Genomic DNA, 18495 nt, shown 5'->3' with positions numbered 1-18495 from the left:
CAAGCGTAGACGTATTTCACCCCATCCCACCCGGTTCACTTGGCCGACAACGCGTGTACACCCGCGCACCCTTGACAACATATGGGCCCGCACAAGAGTGTGACGCGCGTAGAACTACGTCTCCAACTCCGCCTCCCACACTCCTTCCTTCCTCACTTCCGGAGTCCCGTAATGCCTTCCTCCGTACCGAGAACCGCCGCCGTTTCGGCCCTCGTCGCCGCCGCACTGGCCGCCGGTCTGCTCGCCGGATCCTCCTCGGCCTCGGCCGCCGAGATCAGGATCCACGGCATCCAGGGCCCTGGCCGGATATCGCCGCTCGTGGGTACCCCGGTGGCGGACGTGCCCGGCATCGTGACCGGTGTACGGACCTACGGCTCCCGGGGCTTCTGGTTCCAGGACCCGAACCCCGACAAGGACCGGGCGACCAGCGAGGGCATCTTCGTCTTCACCAGCGCGGTCCCGACGGTCGCCGTGGGCGACTCGATCAAGGTGTCCGGCACGGTCACCGAGTACATCCCCGGCGGCGCCGCCTCCGGGAACCAGTCCCTCACCCAGATCTCGTCGCCGAAGACCACGGTCGTCTCCTCCGGCAACAAGGTCCCCGCGCCGGAGACCATCTCGGCCAAGACCGTCCCGGCCGCGTACGCGCCGCAGGGCACCGCCGCGACGGGCAACAGCATCAACGGCCTTCAGCTCAAGCCCCGCAGCTACGCGCTGGACTACTACGAGTCGTTGGAGGGCATGAACGTCCGCGTCGGCACCTCGCGCGTGGTCGGCGCCACCGACCCGTACTCGGAGCTGTGGGTGACGGTCAAGCCGAGCGAGAACGAGACCCGCCGCGGCGGCACGCTCTACAGCTCGTACGAGGACCAGAACACCGGCCGGCTCCAGATCCAGCAGCTGGCCCCGATCGCCGAGCAGCCGTTCCCGAAGGCCGACGTCGGCGACGTGCTGTCGGGCGACACCGAAGGCCCCCTGGACTTCAACCAGTTCGGCGGCTACACGCTGACCGCCCGCACGCTCGGCAAGGTCACCGGCAACGGTGCGGAGCCCGAGAGGACGCGTGCGCAGCGCCGCGACGAGCTGGCGGTGGCGACGTACAACGTCGAGAACCTCGACCCGTCCGACCCGCAGGAGAAGTTCGACGCGCTGGCCGCCGCGGTCGTCGGCAACCTCTCGGCGCCGGACATCCTGGCGCTGGAGGAGATCCAGGACGACAACGGCGCCACGGACGACGGCACCGTCTCCGCGGACCGGACGATCGCCAAGTTCACGGCGGCGATCGTGGCGGCCGGCGGTCCCGCGTACGAGGCGCGGACCGTCGACCCCGAGAACAAGACCGACGGCGGCGAGCCCGGCGGCAACATCCGCCAGGTCTTCCTCTTCAACCCCGAGCGGGTCTCCTTCACCGACCGCGCGGGCGGCGACGCCACGACGGCGACCGAGGCCGTACGCGAAGGTGGCAAGGCCGCCCTGAGCCTCTCCCCCGGACGGATCGACCCGGCCAACGCGGCCTGGGAGAACAGCCGCAAGCCGCTGGCCGGTGAGTTCACCTTCCGCGGCAAGCCGGTCATCGTGATCGCCAACCACTTCGGCTCCAAGGGCGGCGACGAGAGCCTGGTCTCGCACCACCAGCCGCCGAACCGGATCTCCGAGCCGCAGCGGCACCTCCAGGCGAAGGCCGTCAACACGTTCGTGAAGGACCTCCAGAAGATCCAGCCTGGCGCCGACGTCCTGGTCGTCGGCGACATCAACGACTTCGAGTTCTCCGCCACGACGAAGGCGCTCGCCGCCGGCGGCGCGCTGTACCCGGCGGTCAAGTCCCTGCCGGCGCCGGAGCGTTACTCGTACGTCTACCAGGGCAACAGCCAGGTTCTCGACCAGATCCTGACCAGCCCGTCGATCGACGACTTCGACTACGACAGCGTCCACATCAACGCCGAGTTCGCCGACCAGAACAGCGACCACGACCCGCAGGTGCTGCGCTTCCGCCCCTGACCGGGCCCATCGCTCCCTGAACGGCGGTGGCCCGGCCGTACCCCACATACGGCCGGACCACCGCTTCCCCGGCCCGCGCCGGGCGTCCGTCGCGGGAGCCCGGATGATCCGGCCTGACCCGCCGGACAGGGCCTGGGTCCTGTCCGGCGGATCTTCGTGGATGAGCCCGGGACGTCTGGTGCGGTGCATCGCAAGGCGGAGGATCGTGCCCGTACTGGACGTACTTGGACGAGCCGACAACGAAGCGAGGTGCCGTACCAGGGGTCCCGGGCCCGCGAAGATCCGCCGGACAGGGCCTAGCGGAGCTGGTCGTCCGGGCCGGGGCTGAGGGTGATCGCGGGTGTGTACCTGTTGACCGTGCTGCTCACGCGGCCCGGGAAGTTCCGCACCTGCTCCCACAGCTCCGTGGCCGAACCGATGCCCTCGCCGGGCGAGTTGAGCGCGGCGATATGTCCCGCCGCGCTCTCCCACTCGGCGTAGTTGAGCACCCGCGTGCCGTCCGTGCTCACATGGAAGTGCGCGGAGATCGCGGCCGGCCCCAGGTGCGCGTCGTTGTCGAGGGCCGCGACGACGGTGTCCGTCCACTCCCGCTGGCGTCCGCGGTCGGGTCCCTCGAACTCGATGTCCACGATCACCACGCAGCCGGGCTCGCGCGTGTCGCCCTCGGCCGCCGTCTCGCTGCGGTACAGCTCGTACGAACCGGGCCCGGCCCGCTCGATCTCCGGCACTGCCGCGTCGATCTCCGCCTCGTAGGCGTCCCGCCCCGTACGGAAGAAGTCCTGATACCCCGCCTCGTCGCGCCACTGCGAGTAGTGCAGCAGGCTCCGGCCGTCCTCACCGACCATGAGACTCCACGACAGGAGACGAGGGTCGGGCCACTCCTGGCTCGGCCCCACCTCGCCGATCGCGTTCACCGTCGCCCGCTGCCGCTCGGGCTTGTCGACCAGCCAGGTGCCGACCTTGACCACCCCCACACCGGGACGGGTGATCTCGGGGAGGGTGGTGATCCGCACGGACATGATGCTCCTTCTCGTTCGCCGCATGCCCGTGGTGCGGCGACGGTCACGCTGCTCACCTATGAACCGGTCTTGAGATCAGAAGCTTTCCGCCCAGTGCGCCACCCACTCGGCGAAGCCGGGCTCCTTGCCGAAAGGCGCGGCGCCCACGTCGCTGACGGCCCATATTCGGCCGCGCTGCGTGCCGGTGACGACAAGGTGCCAGTACAGCCCGCAGCCGTCGGTGCCCAGCACGATGCTGCCGTCGTTGCTGACGTCGTCGATCAGCGGCTCTATCTCCTCGTACGGCCGGGGGTCGTCCTCCCACACCCATGCCCCGGTGAGCGGGAAAGCCTTCGCGGGCGCGCGCTGCGCGCCCCCCGAACCCCAGTCCGCGGGGAGGCACTTCAGCGGTATCAGCCCGTCGACATCGGCGGGACCCTCACCGCTGCCGTCGCATACCTCGGCGACGAGCGTGCGGTACGGCTCCGGGAGCACGATGCCCTGCTCCCGCTCGAAGTCGTGGACGGCGTCCCAGCCCAGCGGGGGTCTGCGGAGCTCGGGCGGGAAGGCGGCGCGCAGCGCGTCGAGGTCGGAGGGATCGGCACGTTCGGTGTCCATACGTCCCATTGGATCACCGACCACCGACAGGATCGACCGCCGCCCACGAGGTCACGTCCAGGGTGCCGTCCGTGCCGAGATCGATGGGGAGCGGCAGGGAGACGGGCTTCTCGCCGGGGGCGGGCGTGACAAGGATGTGGGCGCCGGGGGTGGGGGCGCCGTCCAGGGCAGTGACGCGGTTGTTCCAGTGCAGCACCGCGCTCGCGAGGCCGCCCGGGGCCAGGGTCAGCTGCCGGGGTCGGTCGTCGCGCCTGCCGGTGTAGGTGTAATCACTCTCATGAGTGACCTTGACGTCGACCGGTTCGCGGGCCTCGTCGAGGAGTTCGACGCCCGGGTAGCCCTTGACGCGGTAGGGCTCGTCGCCGCAGTTCCAGAGCTGGACGGTGACCACGCGGTGGCCCATGGCGGCGTCCTCGCCGCCGATCACGACGTCGAGGCCCGACGGCGGGCACCCGGGCGCGTTCGCCCCGGCGGACGGGGACGCCGGGGCGGACGCGGTCGGCGGCGGGTAGGGCTCGATGGAGGGCCGTGGGGCGACCGACGAGGGCGTGGGCCGGCTCGGTGTGGCCGGGGCGGGGCCACCGCCCTTCTCCGCCTCGATCTCGCTCATCACGTCCGAACAGCCCGCCACCGTCAGCAGCAGGACGAACGCCCCGGCCAGCAGCGCGGCCGGGCGGTGTCGCCTCGTCATCGGTTCCCCGTCCCCCGTGATGTGCGCGCACGCGGGCGCGTACGCGGGCGCGTACGCGACTGTCGTACGCGCCGCCGGCGTGCCGTCAGTTGTGGCTGTGCAGAACGTCGTTCAGGCCGCCCCAGACCGCGTTGTTCGGGCGGGCCTCGACCTTGCCGGTGACCGAGTTGCGACGGAAGAGGATGTTCGAAGCGCCGGACAGCGCACGCGCCTTGACGATCTCCCCGTCCGGCAGCGTCACACGCGTACCGGCGGTGAGGTAGAGGCCCGCCTCGACCACGCACTCGTCGCCCAGAGGAATACCGACGCCCGCCTCCGCGCCGATGAGGCAGCGCTCGCCGATCACGATGCGCTCCGTGCCACCGCCGGAGAGGGTGCCCATGGTGGAGGCCCCGCCGCCGATGTCCGAGCCGTCGCCGACGACGACGCCCGCGGAGATCCGGCCCTCGACCATGGAGACGCCGAGAGTGCCCGCGTTGAAGTTGACGAAGCCCTCGTGCATGACGGTGGTGCCCTCGGCGAGGTGCGCGCCGAGACGGACGCGGTCGGCGTCGCCGATACGCACGCCCTTGGGGGCGACGTAGTCCGTCATACGCGGGAACTTGTCGACCGAGCCGACCTGGAGGTGCAGGCCCTCCGCACGGGCGTTCAGACGCACCGTCTCCAGCGCGTCGACCGCGACCGGGCCGAGCGAGGTCCAGGCGACGTTGGCGAGCAGACCGAAGATGCCGTCGAGGCTCTGGCCGTGCGGCTTGACCAGACGGTGGCTGAGCAGGTGCAGACGCAGGTACACGTCGTGCGCGTCGAGGGGCTTGTCGTCGAGCGAGGCGATGACCGTACGGACGGCGACGACCTCGACCCCACGGCGCGCGTCGGGCCCGACGGCCTTCCGGGCGGCGTCGCCGAGCAGTTGGGCCGCACGGTCGGCGGTCAGCCGCTCGGTCCCGGCGGGGCCCGGCTCGTCGCTGAGCACGGGGGCGGGGTACCAGGTGTCGAGGACGGTCCCGTCCTCGGTAAGAGTGGCGAGCCCGGCGGCGACGGCGCCGGTGGTGCGAGTAGCAGTCGTGTCGGTCATGAGCGAAACCTAACGGGCGCCCGTACGCGGAGGCCAACCGGTCTCGGCGTACGGGCACCTGGCCCCGTCCGGACGAAGCCCAGGCGTCGGCCGGGCCGGTGACCCCCTCGGCGCCTGGGCGGAACCGCGGCCCCGGAGCCGCGCGTGCCGGCCCGTGGTTCAGGGGCGCTCGTGGTCCTTGGCGACGAGTGCCGAATCCAGCACCAGGTCCGCCATGAAGACGTCGCCCTTGTTCCAGACGGCGTCCCGCTCGCGCACGGCCTTCGCCTGGTCGGCGGTCCGGCTGTCCTTCCCCGCCAGCCACTGCCGGCCGACCGGCAGACCTGTCACCGGATCCAGCAGATACATCCGGATGTCGGCGTCGGGGCCTCCGGAATCCTTCCGGCCGATGGCGACGGTCTCGCGGCCCGCGACGTCCGTGACCCGGCTCGCCTCCATGCCGGGGATCTCCGCCATCGCGCGGTAGACCTTCGCCAGGCCCTTGGGATGGACGATCGGCTGCTCGGTGAACATCAGCCCGAGCGCCCGGAACGCGTGCTCCTCGGGCGTCTCCGGGGCTGCGGAGTCGGCCGGGTAGAACCTGAGGACCTTGTCCAGCACCTCGCTCCGGTCGTCGGGCAGTGCGGCGAGGAAGTCGAAGATCTGGCGGGCCGAGTGGTCGTCGTCGTTCTTCCCCTTCTCCGCCGCCGGGTTGCCGAAGGGGATCCACTCCTCCCTCTCGTGCGGCCCCGGGCCCGCCTGCATCACGGCCTTCCCGATACCCGGCACATTCTTCACCGACGCCCCCGGAGGCGGCTTCTCACCGGGTGAGAGCGTGACCATGAGGCCGGAGTTCTTCCCGAAGGACGCGTTGTAGCTGCTCTCCCGCGTGTAGATCCACTGCTTGGGGCCGGGGCTCGGTACCGGGTCGTCCTCGACCATCGCGGCGGCGTCCAGCAGCACGTCCTTGGCGCTGCCGACCTCGCCCGCCCCGCTCAGCAGTGTCGCGGGCGCCTCGTCCCGGCCGCCGTCGCCCACCAGCAGCGTCGCCGTGAGGGCGGCCGCGGTGATCGCCACCACGGCGCCGACCGCCGCCGTACGCCAGTCGGAGCGCAGCCCCCGGATCCGGCCGCCGGACGCCGCCGAGTCGAGGAGCTTCTGCCTGCCCGGTGCCAGCCTGGCCCGGTCGGGTAGCGGTGCGTCGGCCCGCAGTTCACGTACGAATGTCGTCTCATCCACGGATCGTCGCCTCCGCAACGTCTGTCACTCGGGTGGGGTCGGCGTCGCCCAGCGCCGTACGTACCTTGCGCCGGGCCCTGTTGAGCCGCGACCGGACCGTGCCGATCGGTATGGAGAGCGCGTCGGCCACTTCCTGGTAGCTGAAGTCCGCCCAGGCGACGAGCAGCAGGACGTGCCGGTCCCTGCCGGACAGATCGGCGACGGCCTCGGCGAGCGCCGCCTGCGCCGACTCGGCGGTGACACGGCTGTCGGCCTGCTCCACCCACGACTCGGCCACGGGATCGCGTCCCGTACGCGCGAGGGCGCGCAGCCCCCGTACCTCCTTACGGCGCTGCTTGCCGATCAGGTTGGCGGCGATGCCGTAGAGCCAGGGGCGTGCGCTCTCGCGCGTGGTGTCGAAGCGCGCGCGGAGACGGAACGCCGTCAGGAAGGTGTCGGCGGTGATGTCGTCGGCCGCGCCGTCGCCGAGCCGGCGGGCGGCGTAGCGGTGGATGTCGGCGGCGTGCCGGTCGTAGAGGAGCGCGAAGACCTCCGGGCGCTCCAGGGACTGATCGATGACGGCTGCGTCGTCATCCTCTTGGTCGTCCGGTGGTCCTCCGGTCACGGGCCCTCCGTATGCGGCGTGTCCAGGTGTGCTTCCACCACCTGTTTCCCGATGCGCCGGTACGGGTTCACGCGGTACGCCGCGGACCCGGCGCCGGGTCCGCGGCGGTCAGGCCGGGGAGATTCGGCCGGGGAGGTTCAGCCGAGCCGGTTGTCGTCCGTGTCGCCCGCGGCGCGCCCCGTGTCGTCCTCGGGGCGCGGCAGCAGCCGGTGTCCCTCGGAGTGGTGGTTCACCCAGCCGCAGACCCCGCAGCTGTAGCGGCCGTCGAGCCCGGCGATGAGCGTGCCGCACTGGCGGCACTCGGCGTACGTGATCTCGGGGCCTATGACGGCCGCGGGTTCCGGGCCGGGATCCGGCGCGCGCTCCGGCACGGATTTGGCGGGCGGATTGGTCATCCGGTCAATCTACCGGGAGCGCGCCGTGCTTCGCCGAGACCCCGCCACCGGCTGCCGAGGCCCCGGCGAGGATCCGGCCCAGCATCTCGCGCGTGTATCCGGCGTCGTACTCCCGTCCGGTGAGCAGTACTTGAAGGCAGACGCCGTCGAGCAGCGCCACCAGCGCGCGGGCGGTGACGGGGTCGACCCGGTCGGCCAGGATCTCCGTGATCCCGTCGCACCACTCGGCCGCCACCGGCCGCAGCGCGGGGCGGCGCAGGGCGGCGAGGTACAGCTCGTACTCCAGTTCCACGCCGGTGGGGTCCGCCGCCAGCCACCGCCCGGTGATCCGGGCCAGCTCGTCCGCGATGTCGCAGTCGGGCCGGGCGAGGGCGCCGCTCTCCCTGACGACGGCGGCGAAGCCCTCGTTGGCCTGTCGCAGCGCGGCGACCAACAGCTCGTCCAGGGAGGCGAAGTGGTACGTCGTGGAGCCGAGCGGCACATCGGCCTCGGCGGCGACGGTGCGATGGCTCAGCCCGGCGATCCCGGCGCGCCCGGTCACCCGGATCGCCGCGTCGATGATGCGCTGTCGCCGCTCGGGGTCGTAACGCCGCGCCATCAGTGCGCCCCGCCCAGATTGAGGAGGACGACACCGGCGATGACGAGCACGATGCCGGCGAGTTTGGCCGGGGTGGCCGCCTCGCTCAGGAAGACCATGCCGATGGCGGCGACGGCTGCCGTCCCGACACCGGCCCAGATCGCGTACGCGGTGCCGACGGAGAGGGTCTTGAGCGTCTGGGCGAGCAGGGCGAACGCCAGCACGTAACCGGCCACGGCTCCCAGCGAGGGCCAGAGCCGGGTGAAGCCCTCGCTGTACTTCATGGCCGTCGTGCCGGCCACCTCCGCCACGATCGCGATGGCGAGCAATCCGTATCCCAGGGCCATGTGTACGAGTGTACGCATCGGATGCGTACTTCCGTACACAAGAGCGGCGGATTCCCGGCCGCCGCACCAGCGGCGGTGGTGATCGAGTCGCGGGGACCCGTCGACGCGCTGCACCGCTCGGTCGAGCTGGTGCGCGGCTCCTGGTGGCGGGTCTGCGGCATCTCACTGCCGGCCTTCGTGATCGCGTCGATCGCGGGCATGGTGCTCCAGCAGCGGCCGCACAAGCGGCACCGGCCGCGCCGCCCGGCTCCCCCTCATACCTGACCCCACACGGAAGAGCGGGCCCCACGGTCACTGAGGACCGCGGAGCCCGCTCACCCGAGCCCGTACGCGGGCCCGAACCCGTATCCGTATCCGTATCCGAGCCCGTTCCCGCCTTGCGATGTCAGACGTTGAAGCCCAGCGCGCGCAGTTGCTCGCGCCCGTCGTCCGTGATCTTGTCGGGCCCCCACGGCGGCATCCAGACCCAGTTGATCTTCAGCTCACTGACGATGCCCTCGGTCGCCGACTTCGCCTGGTCCTCGATCACGTCCGTCAGCGGACAGGCCGCCGACGTCAGCGTCATGTCGAGGGTGGCGACATTCGACTCGTCGATGTGGACGCCGTAGATGAGGCCCAGATTGACGACGTCGATCCCCAGCTCCGGGTCGACGACGTCGTACAGCGCCTCGCGGACCTCCTCCTCGGAGGCCGGCTTCATCATCACGGTCTCGTTCTCGCTCATGCCGTCTCCTTATGCGCGGGGTCGCCCAGTGCCTGGGCCGTCGCGTCCTTCCACGCCATCCAGCTCAGCAGCGCGCACTTCACACGGGCGGGGTACTTGGAGACACCGGCGAACGCCACGGCGTCCTCCAGCACCTCCTCCATCGCGTCGTCGGGTTCGAGCCGGCCCTTGGACTGCATCAGTTCCAGGAACGTGCTCTGGATCTTCCGCGCGTCGTCCAGTTCCCTGCCGACCAGCAGATCGTTCAGGACGGACGCGCTGGCCTGGCTGATGGAGCAGCCCTGCCCTTCGTACGACACGTCCTCGATGCGCGAACCGTCGTACTTCACGCGGAGCGTGATCTCGTCACCGCACGTCGGATTGACGTGGTGCACCTCCGCGTCGCCGTCGCGAAGACCGCGCCCGTGGGGGTGCTTGTAGTGATCCAGGATGACTTCCTGGTACATGGAATCCAGCTTCACCGGTCAGTCCCTCATCCGAAGAAATTACGGACGTGCTCCAGCCCGTCGACCAGGACATCGACCTCGGACTGCGTGGAGTACAGATAGAAAGACGCCCGCGTGGTCGCCGGAATTCCGTACCGCAGGCAGACCGGCCGTGCGCAGTGGTGACCGACCCGGACCGCGATGCCCTGCTCGTCGAGCACCTGACCCACGTCGTGGGGGTGGATGTCTCCGAGTGTGAAGGAGATCGTGGCGCCGCGCTCCTCGGCCGTGGACGGGCCGATGATCCTCAGGTCGGGGACTTCGAGCAGCCGCTTCACCGCGTACTCGGTGATGGCGTGCTCGTGCGCGGCGATCTTGTCCATGCCGATCGCGGTCAGATAGTCCACGGCCGCGCCGAGGCCGACGGCCTGGGCGACCGGGGGCGTACCCGCCTCGAACTTGTGCGGGGCCGGGGCGTACGTGGAGGAGTGCATCGACACGGTCTCGATCATCTCGCCGCCGCCGAGGAACGGCGGAAGGTCCTCCAGCAGCTCCTGGCGGCCCCACAGGACGCCGATACCGGTCGGGCCGCACATCTTGTGGCCGGTGAAGGCCACGAAATCGGCCTGTAGCGCCTGCACGTCGACCGCGACGTGCGGGGCCGCCTGCGAGGCGTCGATCAGCACCAGCGCGCCGACCTCCTGGGCGCGGCGGACGATCGCCTCGACGGGGTTGACCGTGCCCAGGATGTTCGAGATCAGCACGAAGGAGACGATCTTCGTCTTCTCGGTGATGATCTCGTTGATGTTCGACAGGTCGAGCCGGCCGTCGTCGGTGAGACCGAACCACTTGAGCTTCGCTCCGGTGCGCTGCGAGAGCAGCTGCCACGGCACGATGTTGGAGTGGTGCTCCATCTCCGTGATGACGATCTCGGTCTCGTGGTCCACGCGGTAGGGCTCGTCGGCCCAGCCCAGCATGTTCGCCACGAGGTTGAGCGACTCGGAGGCGTTCTTGGTGAAGATCACCTCGTCGCGGCTCGGCGCGTTGATGAAGGCGGCGACCTTGTCACGGGCGCCTTCGTACAGGGCCGTGGCCTCCTCGGCGAGCACATGGACGCCGCGGTGCACGTTGGCGTTGTGCCGCTCGTAGTACTCGGTGAGGGCATCGAGCACCTGGCGCGGTTTCTGGGACGTCGCCGCGTTGTCCAGATACACGATCTTCTTCCCGTCGTGGACCAGCCGGTCCAGCAGGGGGAAGTCCTTACGGAGCGCCTCATCGAGCAGTCGGTCCGACCCGGTGAGGAGGCCTGACGGCTGTGTCACGCGGATACGCCACCCTTCACGTATGCCTCGTAGCCCTCGTTCTCCAGCTTGTCGGCCAGCTCCGCGCCGCCGGACTCGGCGATACGGCCCTGTGCGAAGACATGCACGAAGTCGGGCTTGATGTAGCGGAGGATCCGCGTGTAATGCGTGATCAGCAGCGTGCCGACCTCTCCGCTCTCCCGGACGCGGTTGACGCCCTCGGAGACCACCCGCAGCGCGTCGACGTCCAGACCGGAGTCCGTCTCGTCGAGGATCGCGACCTTGGGCTTGAGCAGTTCGAGCTGAAGGATCTCGTGGCGCTTCTTCTCGCCGCCGGAGAAGCCTTCGTTGACGTTGCGCTCGGCGAACGCCGGGTCCATCTGAAGCTGTTCCATCGCGGTCTTGACCTCCTTCACCCACGTCCGCAGCTTGGGTGCCTCACCGCGCATGGCGGTGGCGGAGGTGCGCAGGAAGTTGGAGACCGAGACGCCGGGGACCTCGACCGGGTACTGCATCGCGAGGAAGAGCCCGGCGCGGGCGCGCTCGTCGACCGTCATCTCCAGGACGTCCTCGCCGTCCAGCGTCACGGTGCCACCGGTGATCGTGTACTTGGGGTGGCCGGCGATGGAGTACGCGAGGGTCGACTTGCCGGAGCCGTTGGGGCCCATGATGGCGTGCGTCTCGCCCTGCTTGACGGTCAGGTCGACGCCCTTGAGGATCTCGCGGGCACCGCCCTCCGCGTTGACAGTGACGTGCAGGTCGTTGATTTCAAGGGTTGCCATGGGTGACTCAGGACTCCTGGGTGACGGAGACGAGCACATCGTCCCCTTGGATCTGTACGGGGTATACGGGGACGGGCCGCGTCGCGGGGAGGCCGTTCGGCTTGCCCGTACGCAGGTCGAAGCTGGAGCCGTGCAGCCAGCACTCGATCGAGCAGTCCTCGACCTCGCCCTCCGAGAGGGAGACGTTCGCGTGCGAGCAGATGTCGTTGATCGCGAACACCTCGCCCTCGGTACGGACGACGGAGACCGGTATGCCGTCGAGTTCGACCCGCTTGGGGGTGCCGTCCTCCAGCTCGGTCAGTCCACAGACACGGACGAAGGCCATCAGACTGACGCCTCCAGCTCCGCCTCGATCTTGGCGAGCAGCCGCTCCTCGACGTCCGGCAGTTCGATCTGCTGGACCAGCTCGGCGAAGAAGCCGCGGATGACGAGGCGGCGGGCGTCGACCTCCGGGATGCCGCGGGACATCAGGTAGAAGAGCTGCTCGTCGTCGAACCGGCCGGTGGCCGACGCGTGACCGGCGCCGGCGATCTCGCCGGTCTCGATCTCCAGGTTCGGTACGGAGTCGACCCGGGCGCCGTCCGTGAGGACCAGGTTCCGGTTCATCTCGTAGGTGTCCGTGCCCTCGGCGAGCGCGCGGATGAGTACGTCGCCGATCCAGACGGCGTGCGCGTCGTCGCCCTGCAGCGCACCCTTGTAGACGGCGTTGGACTTGCAGTGCGGGGCGTTGTGGTCGACCAGGAGCCGGTGCTCCTGGTGCTGGCCCTTGTCGGTGAAGTAGAGACCGAAGAGCTCGGCCTCACCGCCGGGGCCCCCGTACTGCACGCGCGGGTGGAGCCGTACGACGTCGCCGCCGAAGGTCACCACGATCGACTTGAACGAGGCGTCCCTGCCGACCAGCGCGTTGTGCTGGGCGACATGGACGGCCTTGGCGTCCCAGTCCTGCACGGACACGACGGTCAGCTTGGCTCCGTCGCCGACGAGGAAGTCGACGTTCGCGGCGACCACCGCGTCACCGGTGTGGTCGATGACCACGACCGCCTCGGCGAAGGCGCCCAGCTCGATCACCTGGTGCACGAAGGCGGTGCCGCCCTGGCCGTGCACGGTGATCCTGATCGGCTCGGTGAGCACGGTCTCCTTGGGAACGGAGACGACCGACGCCTTCTCGAACGAGGTGTACGCCTGGGCCGCCACCCGGTCGGCCGGGACACCGGCCTTGCCCACGCGCGGGTCGTCGCGGCCGACGGTCTCCTGGGTGACACCGGCGGGGGTGTACACCTCCGTACGGATGAGGCCGTCGGCGACGGCCGTACCGTCCTGGAGACCGCGCAGCCGCTCCAGCGGCGTGAACCGCCACTCCTCCTCGCGGCCGTGCGGAACGGGGAAGTCCGCGACGTCGTAGGACGGCGGCGCACTCATGCGCGTGGCGACGGTCGACTCGGCGGCCACCGCGATCGAACCGGTGGTGGTCGAACCCACCGGAATGTTCAAAGCCTCAGCCATGGCTGTCGTCGTGCTCTCTCTCTGCCTCTTGGGGAATCGGTCGCTGCTGCTGACTGCCGCGCGCGGCGGCGTCAGCCGACGGAGCCTTCCATCTGGAGCTCGATCAGCCGGTTGAGCTCCAGTGCGTACTCCATGGGCAGTTCCTTGGCGATCGGCTCCACGAAGCCGCGCACGATCATCGCCATGGCTTCGAACTCGGTCATACCGCGGCTCATCAGGTAGAAGAGCTGGTCCTCGGAGACCTTGGAGACCGTCGCCTCGTGCCCCATCGACACGTCGTCCTCGCGGACGTCCACATACGGATAGGTGTCGGAGCGCGACACCGTGTCCACCAGGAGCGCGTCACAGAGCACGTTGGACTTCGAACCGGGGGCGCCCTCACCGATCTCGATGAGACCTCGGTAGGAGGTGCGGCCGCCGCCTCGCGCCACCGACTTGGAGACGATGTTCGACGAGGTGTTCGGTGCCATGTGGACCATCTTGGCGCCGGCGTCCTGGTGCTGGCCCTCGCCCGCGAAGGCGATGGACAGGGTCTCGCCCTTGGCGTGCTCGCCCATCAGATAGACGGCCGGGTACTTCATGGTGACCTTGGAGCCGATGTTGCCGTCGACCCATTCCATGGTCGCGCCCTCGTAGGCCACGGCACGCTTGGTGACGAGGTTGTAGACGTTGTTCGACCAGTTCTGGATGGTCGTGTAACGGCAGCGGCCACCCTTCTTCACGATGATCTCGACCACGGCGCTGTGCAGCGAGTCCGAGGAGTAGATCGGCGCGGTGCAGCCCTCGACGTAGTGGACGTAGGCGTCCTCGTCGACGATGATCAGCGTCCGCTCGAACTGGCCCATGTTCTCCGTGTTGATACGGAAGTAGGCCTGGAGCGGGATCTCGACGTGCACACCCTTCGGCACGTAGATGAACGAACCGCCGGACCACACGGCCGAGTTCAGCGAGGCGAACTTGTTGTCGCCGACCGGGATGACCGTGCCGAAGTACTCCTGGAAGAGCTCCGGGTTCTCCCTGAGGGCGGTGTCGGTGTCCTTGAAGATGACGCCCTGCTCCTCCAGGTCCTCACGGATCTGGTGGTAGACGACCTCGGACTCGTACTGGGCCGCGACACCGGCGACGAGGCGCTGCTTCTCCGCCTCGGGGATGCCGAGCCTGTCGTACGTGTTCTTGATGTCCTCGGGCAGGTCCTCCCAGGACTCCGCCTGCTTCTCCGTCGACCGGACGAAGTACTTGATGTTGTCGAAGTCGATGCCCGACAGGTCGGAGCCCCAACTCGGCATCGGCTTCTTGCCGAACAGCTTCAGTCCCTTGAGACGGAGCTTCAGCATCCACTCCGGCTCGTTCTTCTTCGAGGAGATGTCGCGGACGACCTCTTCGGAGAGACCGCGCTTGGCGGTGGCACCGGCCTTGTCGGAGTCGGCCCAGCCGTATTCGTACTTGCCCAGTCCATCGAGCTCAGGATGGGCGGTCTCCGTGGGGAGCGTCATGCGGGGTTCCTCCCGGCCGTGCTTTCGGATGCGTGATGATCGGTCTGCTGGCTGATCTTCGGTGGATCGGTCTGTGGGGTGCCGCCGGTCCCGGGGGGACCAGGTGGCGCGCCGTGCCCGGCGCCGTGGGGGATGAACGTCGTGCACACCCCGTCGCCGTGGGCGATGGTCGCCAGCCGCTGCACATGGGTCCCGAGCAGTTCGGAGAAGAATTCCGTCTCCGCCTCGCACAACTGCGGATACTTCTCGGCCACGTGGGCCACCGGGCAGTGGTGCTGGCAGAGCTGCTCGCCCTGCTGGTTCGGCGCGCTACGAGCCGTAGCAGCGTACCCGTCGGTGCTCAGCGCCTTGGCGAGCGCCTCGGTGCGCTTCTCGGGCGCCGCCGCCCCGACGGCTTCCCGGTACGCCCCCGCCTGGGTGGCGATCCGGTCGCGCGCGAACGCGGCGACCGCCGCGTCGCCCTTGGCGCCGCCGCCCGCGCCGCGGGCGATCCACTCGATGGCGTCGGCGGCGAGCTTGTCGTACGACTGGTCGAAGGCGTCCCTGCCGCAGTCGGTGAGGGCGAACACCTTGGCGGGCCTGCCGCGCCCCCGTGAGCCGTAGACCCGCTGGTCGCGCGGCTCCACGACGTCGTCGGCGACGAGCGCGTCGAGATGGCGGCGGACGGCGGCCTGGGTGAGCCTCAGGCGCCCCGCGAGGTCGGAGACGGTGGAGGGGCCGTGGTCCAGGATGGAGCGCGCGACCCGGTTGCGTGTCGAACGCTCACCGGTCGCGAGTTCCTCCTGCGGAGCCTCGCCAACGTATTTCACAACGCCATTGTTGCGTAATTCCCTCGACAGTGACAACAGCCGTCCGGTACGACGAGTCGTGCCCTGCGTCACTTAGGGTTACCTAAGAACTCCGGGGCTGATGCGCCGGTGAGGGTTCGCCCGCCCCCGGACCCGGGGCCTCCCTGGCCGCTGCCTAGACTCACGGCATGCGCAGCGTCGTCGGAGAGCCGGTGGTCCAGGTCCGGGGCCTGGTCAAGCGGTACGGGGCCAGAACCGCGGTGAACGGCCTGGATCTCGACGTCCGGGCGGGCACGGTGTCGGCGGTCCTCGGCCCCAACGGAGCCGGCAAGACCACCACGATCGAGACCTGCGAGGGCTATCGCAGACCGGACGCGGGAGACGTACGCGTCCTCGGCCTCGATCCCGTGGCGGACGCGGCGCGGCTGCGCCCCCGCATAGGCGTGATGCTCCAGTCGGGGGGCGTGTACTCCGGCGCCCGCGCGGAGGAGATGCTGCGCCACATGGCCGCGCTGCACGCGAACCCGCTGGACGTGACTGCGCTGATCGAGCGTCTCGGGCTCGGCGGCTGCGGCCGAACGGCCTACCGGAGGCTCTCCGGGGGCCAGCAGCAGCGGCTCTCGCTGGCCATGGCGGTCGTCGGCCGGCCCGAGCTGGTGTTCCTGGACGAGCCGACCGCGGGGCTCGACCCGCAGGCCCGCCGCTCCACCTGGGACCTGGTGCGCGAGCTGCGCGCCGACGGCGTGACCACGGTGCTGACCACGCACTTCATGGACGAGGCCGAGGAACTGGCCGACGACGTCGCCATCGTCGACGCCGGCCAGGTCGTGGCGCACGGCACCGTCGAGGAGCTGTGCCGGGGCGGCGCCGAGAACACCCTGCGCTTCACCGGCCGCCCCGGGCTCGACCTCGGCTCGCTGCTCAAGGCGCTGCCCGACGGATCGGCCGCGGCCGAACTGGTGCCGGGCGCCTACCGGATCGGCGGCACGATCGATCCGCAGCTGCTCGCGACGGTGACGACCTGGTGCGCGCAGCACGGTGTGATGCCGGAGAAGATCTCCGTCGAGCGGCACACGCTGGAGGACGTCTTCCTCGAACTGACCGGCAAGGAGCTGCGTCCATGACCACGGGTACGGACAGGGGCGCCGGCAGGTACTCCCCCGCACCGGGCGCGGCGCCGCTGCCCCGGATGATCGCCGCGCAGACGTCCTTCGAGACGAGGATGCTGCTGCGCAACGGCGAGCAGCTGCTGCTGACCGTGATCATCCCGAGTCTGCTGCTGGTGCTGTTCTCGACGGTCGACATCATCGACACGGGCTCGGGCGCGTCGGTCGACTTCCTGGCCCCCGGTGTCCTCGCGCTGGCCGTGATGTCGACGGCCTTCACCGGACAGGCCATCGCGACGGGCTTCGAACGGCGTTACGGGGTACTGAAGCGGCTCGGCGCGTCGCCCCTGCCGCGCTGGGCCCTGATGACCGCCAAGACGCTCTCCGTCCTGGTCACCGAAGTGCTCCAGATCGTGCTGCTGACGGTCATCGCGTTCGCGCTCGGCTGGTCGCCCGAGGGCAACCCCCTCGCCGTCCTGCTGCTGCTCGTCCTCGGTACGGCGGCCTTCTCCGGGCTCGGGCTGCTGATGGCGGGCACGCTCAGGGCCGAGGCGACGCTGGCCGCGGCGAATCTGGTGTTCGTGCTGCTGCTGGTGGGCGGCGGCGTGACCGTGCCGATGGAGAAATTCCCGGACGTGGCACAGACGCTGCTCGGTCTGCTGCCGATCTCGGCCCTCTCCGAGGGGCTGCGTGACGTGCTCCAGCACGGTGCGGGGACGCCCTGGGACGACCTCGGGGTGCTGGCCGTCTGGGCGGTGCTCGGGCTCGGGGCCGCGGCCCGTCTCTTCCGCTGGGAGTAGGCACCCGGACGCCCCGCGCCGACGCGCGGGGACCCCTCGTGACTGCGTTCACAAGGGCCCGCCTACGATGGTTGCCGTGTGGAACCCCCTCGACTGCATCGCCCAGCGCTGGACGCCGTCCCCCCGTACGCTGCGGCGTGCCGCCCTCTCCGCCGTCGTGATGACCGTCGTCATCATCGTCACCGGCGGCGCCGTCCGGCTCACGGGCTCCGGGCTCGGCTGCGACACCTGGCCGAAGTGCACGGACGACAGCCTCTTCGCGACGTCCGAGCAGGGTCTGCACGGCGCCATCGAGTTCGGCAACCGCATGCTGACGTACGTCCTGTCGGCGGCCGTCGGCTGGGCGATCGTCGCGGCCCGGTCGGTCAAGCCCCGGCGGCACGGTCTCTCCCGGCTCGCCTGGAGCATGTTCTGGGTCGTGGTGCTGAACGCCGTGATGGGCGGCATCACGGTCCACATGGAGCTCAACCCCTGGACCGTGGCGGTGCACTTCCTGCTCGCCAACGCCCTGCTCACCGTCACCGTGATCGTCTGGCACCGCACCGGCGAGGGCGACGCGACACCCCGGCCGCGGGTCCCCCGTCCCGTACGGAAGCTGGGCTGGGCACTGGTCGTCGCGACGGGCCTGCTGATCGCAGCGGGAACGACGGTGACCGGCTCCGGCAAGCACGCGGGCGACAGCAGCGAGGTGCCGCGGATGCCGTTCGACTGGGTCGACGCGGCGCATGTGCACGCGGCGACGGCCTGGGTTGTCTGCGCGCTGGCGATCGCGATGTGGCTGGTGCTGCGTGTCGTGGACGCCCCGGCCGACACCCGCGCGCGGGCGCGTGACCTGCTGATCGTGCTGCTCGCGCAGGGCGGTGTGGGCTACGTCCAGTACTTCACCGACGTGCCCGAGGTCTTGGTCGGCGTCCATATGCTCGGCTCCGCGCTGACCTGGATCGCGGTCCTGCGGCTCGCGTTGAGCCTGCGTGAGCGGCCCGTGACGGACCCGGAGATCCCGGCGCGGTCGGATCCGGCCGACCCGGCGCTGTCCACGGTCTGAGCCGCCG

The 18495-nt window shown here is 70.0% G+C and carries 22 protein-coding genes; 5 read left to right on the top strand and 17 right to left on the bottom strand.

Annotated elements, in window-relative coordinates; genetic code table 11:
* Positions 1-171 precede the first annotated feature (171 nt).
* Positions 172-1998: an endonuclease/exonuclease/phosphatase family protein gene (locus tag ACIBBB_RS12925; protein ID WP_398981104.1), complete on the top strand. Its 1827-nt coding sequence runs from the start codon at positions 172-174 to the stop codon at positions 1996-1998.
* A 296-nt stretch (positions 1999-2294) separates the two neighbouring features.
* Here ACIBBB_RS12925 and ACIBBB_RS12920 read toward each other — a convergent pair whose 3' ends face one another.
* From ACIBBB_RS12920 to ACIBBB_RS12880, 9 genes are all read right to left on the bottom strand, one after another.
* On the bottom strand, positions 2295-3017 hold the full coding sequence (locus ACIBBB_RS12920; RefSeq protein WP_398981101.1) for an antibiotic biosynthesis monooxygenase: 723 nt from the start codon (positions 3015-3017) through the stop codon (positions 2295-2297).
* A 75-nt stretch (positions 3018-3092) separates the two neighbouring features.
* The gene (locus ACIBBB_RS12915) at positions 3093-3614 is read right to left on the bottom strand and encodes an SMI1/KNR4 family protein (protein WP_398981099.1); all 522 of its coding nucleotides are present in this window, start codon (positions 3612-3614) and stop codon (positions 3093-3095) included.
* Between the two features lie 13 nt (positions 3615-3627).
* Complete coding sequence (locus ACIBBB_RS12910) at positions 3628-4305, bottom strand: DUF4232 domain-containing protein (RefSeq protein ID WP_398981096.1); 678 nt, start codon at positions 4303-4305, stop codon at positions 3628-3630.
* Between the two features lie 85 nt (positions 4306-4390).
* Positions 4391-5380: a 2,3,4,5-tetrahydropyridine-2,6-dicarboxylate N-succinyltransferase gene (gene dapD, locus ACIBBB_RS12905; RefSeq protein ID WP_398981094.1), complete on the bottom strand. Its 990-nt coding sequence runs from the start codon at positions 5378-5380 to the stop codon at positions 4391-4393.
* A 159-nt stretch (positions 5381-5539) separates the two neighbouring features.
* Positions 5540-6598 (bottom strand): CU044_5270 family protein, encoded by a 1059-nt coding sequence (locus tag ACIBBB_RS12900; protein ID WP_398981092.1) that lies wholly within the window; start codon positions 6596-6598, stop codon positions 5540-5542.
* Positions 6591-7202 carry an RNA polymerase sigma factor gene (locus ACIBBB_RS12895; protein ID WP_398981090.1) on the bottom strand — a complete coding sequence of 204 codons (612 nt, stop codon included), beginning with the start codon at positions 7200-7202 and terminating at the stop codon, positions 6591-6593. The genes ACIBBB_RS12900 and ACIBBB_RS12895 overlap by 8 nt, the downstream gene beginning before the upstream one ends.
* Before the next feature lie 137 nt (positions 7203-7339).
* The gene (locus ACIBBB_RS12890; RefSeq protein WP_398981088.1) at positions 7340-7597 is read right to left on the bottom strand and encodes a hypothetical protein; all 258 of its coding nucleotides are present in this window, start codon (positions 7595-7597) and stop codon (positions 7340-7342) included.
* Between the two features lie 4 nt (positions 7598-7601).
* Entirely contained in the window at positions 7602-8195 is a 594-nt protein-coding gene (locus ACIBBB_RS12885; protein ID WP_398981085.1) for a TetR/AcrR family transcriptional regulator, read from the bottom strand.
* Positions 8195-8521, bottom strand: coding sequence for a DMT family transporter (locus ACIBBB_RS12880; protein WP_398981083.1), 327 nt, complete (start codon positions 8519-8521; stop codon positions 8195-8197). The genes ACIBBB_RS12885 and ACIBBB_RS12880 overlap by 1 nt, the downstream gene beginning before the upstream one ends.
* A gap of 21 nt (positions 8522-8542) precedes the next feature.
* Between ACIBBB_RS12880 and ACIBBB_RS12875 the strand changes: the two genes are divergently transcribed.
* Positions 8543-8785 (top strand): hypothetical protein, encoded by a 243-nt coding sequence (locus ACIBBB_RS12875; protein WP_398981081.1) that lies wholly within the window; start codon positions 8543-8545, stop codon positions 8783-8785.
* A gap of 121 nt (positions 8786-8906) precedes the next feature.
* On the opposite strand, the gene ACIBBB_RS12870 is transcribed toward ACIBBB_RS12875, so the two are convergent.
* The 8 genes from ACIBBB_RS12870 to ACIBBB_RS12835 all read right to left on the bottom strand — a co-directional run bounded on the left by ACIBBB_RS12870 (position 8907) and on the right by ACIBBB_RS12835 (position 15558).
* On the bottom strand, positions 8907-9245 hold the full coding sequence (locus ACIBBB_RS12870; protein ID WP_189108654.1) for a metal-sulfur cluster assembly factor: 339 nt from the start codon (positions 9243-9245) through the stop codon (positions 8907-8909).
* Positions 9242-9706, bottom strand: a complete 465-nt coding sequence (gene sufU / locus ACIBBB_RS12865; protein WP_398981079.1) for a Fe-S cluster assembly sulfur transfer protein SufU — start codon at positions 9704-9706, stop codon at positions 9242-9244. The genes ACIBBB_RS12870 and sufU overlap by 4 nt, the downstream gene beginning before the upstream one ends.
* Before the next feature lie 11 nt (positions 9707-9717).
* Entirely contained in the window at positions 9718-10992 is a 1275-nt protein-coding gene (locus tag ACIBBB_RS12860; protein WP_398981077.1) for a cysteine desulfurase, read from the bottom strand.
* On the bottom strand, positions 10989-11753 hold the full coding sequence (gene sufC, locus ACIBBB_RS12855) for a Fe-S cluster assembly ATPase SufC (RefSeq protein ID WP_398981075.1): 765 nt from the start codon (positions 11751-11753) through the stop codon (positions 10989-10991). Before sufC ends, ACIBBB_RS12860 begins: the two co-directional genes overlap by 4 nt.
* Before the next feature lie 7 nt (positions 11754-11760).
* Positions 11761-12078, bottom strand: coding sequence for a bifunctional 3-phenylpropionate/cinnamic acid dioxygenase ferredoxin subunit (locus ACIBBB_RS12850; RefSeq protein WP_023542533.1), 318 nt, complete (start codon positions 12076-12078; stop codon positions 11761-11763).
* Entirely contained in the window at positions 12078-13256 is a 1179-nt protein-coding gene (gene sufD, locus ACIBBB_RS12845) for a Fe-S cluster assembly protein SufD (RefSeq protein ID WP_398981073.1), read from the bottom strand. The genes ACIBBB_RS12850 and sufD overlap by 1 nt, the downstream gene beginning before the upstream one ends.
* 71 nt (positions 13257-13327) lie before the next feature.
* Positions 13328-14749 carry a Fe-S cluster assembly protein SufB gene (sufB, locus tag ACIBBB_RS12840; protein WP_398981071.1) on the bottom strand — a complete coding sequence of 474 codons (1422 nt, stop codon included), beginning with the start codon at positions 14747-14749 and terminating at the stop codon, positions 13328-13330.
* A complete protein-coding gene (locus ACIBBB_RS12835; RefSeq protein ID WP_398981070.1) occupies positions 14746-15558 on the bottom strand; it encodes a helix-turn-helix transcriptional regulator in 813 nt (270 codons plus the stop codon). The genes sufB and ACIBBB_RS12835 overlap by 4 nt, the downstream gene beginning before the upstream one ends.
* Positions 15559-15725: 167 nt before the next feature.
* Between ACIBBB_RS12835 and ACIBBB_RS12830 the strand changes: the two genes are divergently transcribed.
* From ACIBBB_RS12830 to ACIBBB_RS12820, 3 genes are all read left to right on the top strand, one after another.
* Positions 15726-16661, top strand: coding sequence for an ABC transporter ATP-binding protein (locus ACIBBB_RS12830; protein ID WP_398981069.1), 936 nt, complete (start codon positions 15726-15728; stop codon positions 16659-16661).
* Complete coding sequence (locus tag ACIBBB_RS12825; RefSeq protein ID WP_398981068.1) at positions 16658-17443, top strand: ABC transporter permease; 786 nt, start codon at positions 16658-16660, stop codon at positions 17441-17443. The genes ACIBBB_RS12830 and ACIBBB_RS12825 overlap by 4 nt, the downstream gene beginning before the upstream one ends.
* 67 nt (positions 17444-17510) lie before the next feature.
* On the top strand, positions 17511-18488 hold the full coding sequence (locus tag ACIBBB_RS12820; RefSeq protein ID WP_398981067.1) for a heme A synthase: 978 nt from the start codon (positions 17511-17513) through the stop codon (positions 18486-18488).
* Positions 18489-18495 lie beyond the last annotated feature (7 nt).

The organism is Streptomyces sp. NPDC051217 (assembly GCF_044455465.1).
Classification (GTDB): Bacteria; Actinomycetota; Actinomycetes; order Streptomycetales; family Streptomycetaceae; genus Streptomyces.
Note: the sequence above shows the minus strand (reverse complement) of the source record. Positions and strands in the feature narration are given on the sequence as shown.

Bases quoted from the DNA above. Each gene is read 5' to 3' on its own strand.
- ACIBBB_RS12925 (WP_398981104.1), top strand. From the start codon at position 172: ATGCCTTCCTCCGTACCGAGAACCGCCGCCGTTTCGGCCCTCGTCGCC.
- ACIBBB_RS12920 (WP_398981101.1), bottom strand. From the start codon at position 3,017: ATGTCCGTGCGGATCACCACCCTCCCCGAGATCACCCGTCCCGGTGTG.
- ACIBBB_RS12915 (WP_398981099.1), bottom strand. From the start codon at position 3,614: ATGGACACCGAACGTGCCGATCCCTCCGACCTCGACGCGCTGCGCGCC.
- ACIBBB_RS12910 (WP_398981096.1), bottom strand. From the start codon at position 4,305: ATGACGAGGCGACACCGCCCGGCCGCGCTGCTGGCCGGGGCGTTCGTC.
- dapD (WP_398981094.1), bottom strand. From the start codon at position 5,380: ATGACCGACACGACTGCTACTCGCACCACCGGCGCCGTCGCCGCCGGG.
- ACIBBB_RS12890 (WP_398981088.1), bottom strand. From the start codon at position 7,597: ATGACCAATCCGCCCGCCAAATCCGTGCCGGAGCGCGCGCCGGATCCC.
- ACIBBB_RS12885 (WP_398981085.1), bottom strand. From the start codon at position 8,195: ATGGCGCGGCGTTACGACCCCGAGCGGCGACAGCGCATCATCGACGCG.
- ACIBBB_RS12880 (WP_398981083.1), bottom strand. From the start codon at position 8,521: ATGGCCCTGGGATACGGATTGCTCGCCATCGCGATCGTGGCGGAGGTG.
- ACIBBB_RS12875 (WP_398981081.1), top strand. From the start codon at position 8,543: ATGCGTACTTCCGTACACAAGAGCGGCGGATTCCCGGCCGCCGCACCA.
- ACIBBB_RS12870 (WP_189108654.1), bottom strand. From the start codon at position 9,245: ATGAGCGAGAACGAGACCGTGATGATGAAGCCGGCCTCCGAGGAGGAG.
- sufC (WP_398981075.1), bottom strand. From the start codon at position 11,753: ATGGCAACCCTTGAAATCAACGACCTGCACGTCACTGTCAACGCGGAG.
- ACIBBB_RS12850 (WP_023542533.1), bottom strand. From the start codon at position 12,078: ATGGCCTTCGTCCGTGTCTGTGGACTGACCGAGCTGGAGGACGGCACC.
- sufD (WP_398981073.1), bottom strand. From the start codon at position 13,256: ATGGCTGAGGCTTTGAACATTCCGGTGGGTTCGACCACCACCGGTTCG.
- sufB (WP_398981071.1), bottom strand. From the start codon at position 14,749: ATGACGCTCCCCACGGAGACCGCCCATCCTGAGCTCGATGGACTGGGC.
- ACIBBB_RS12830 (WP_398981069.1), top strand. From the start codon at position 15,726: ATGCGCAGCGTCGTCGGAGAGCCGGTGGTCCAGGTCCGGGGCCTGGTC.
- ACIBBB_RS12825 (WP_398981068.1), top strand. From the start codon at position 16,658: ATGACCACGGGTACGGACAGGGGCGCCGGCAGGTACTCCCCCGCACCG.
- ACIBBB_RS12820 (WP_398981067.1), top strand. From the start codon at position 17,511: ATGGTTGCCGTGTGGAACCCCCTCGACTGCATCGCCCAGCGCTGGACG.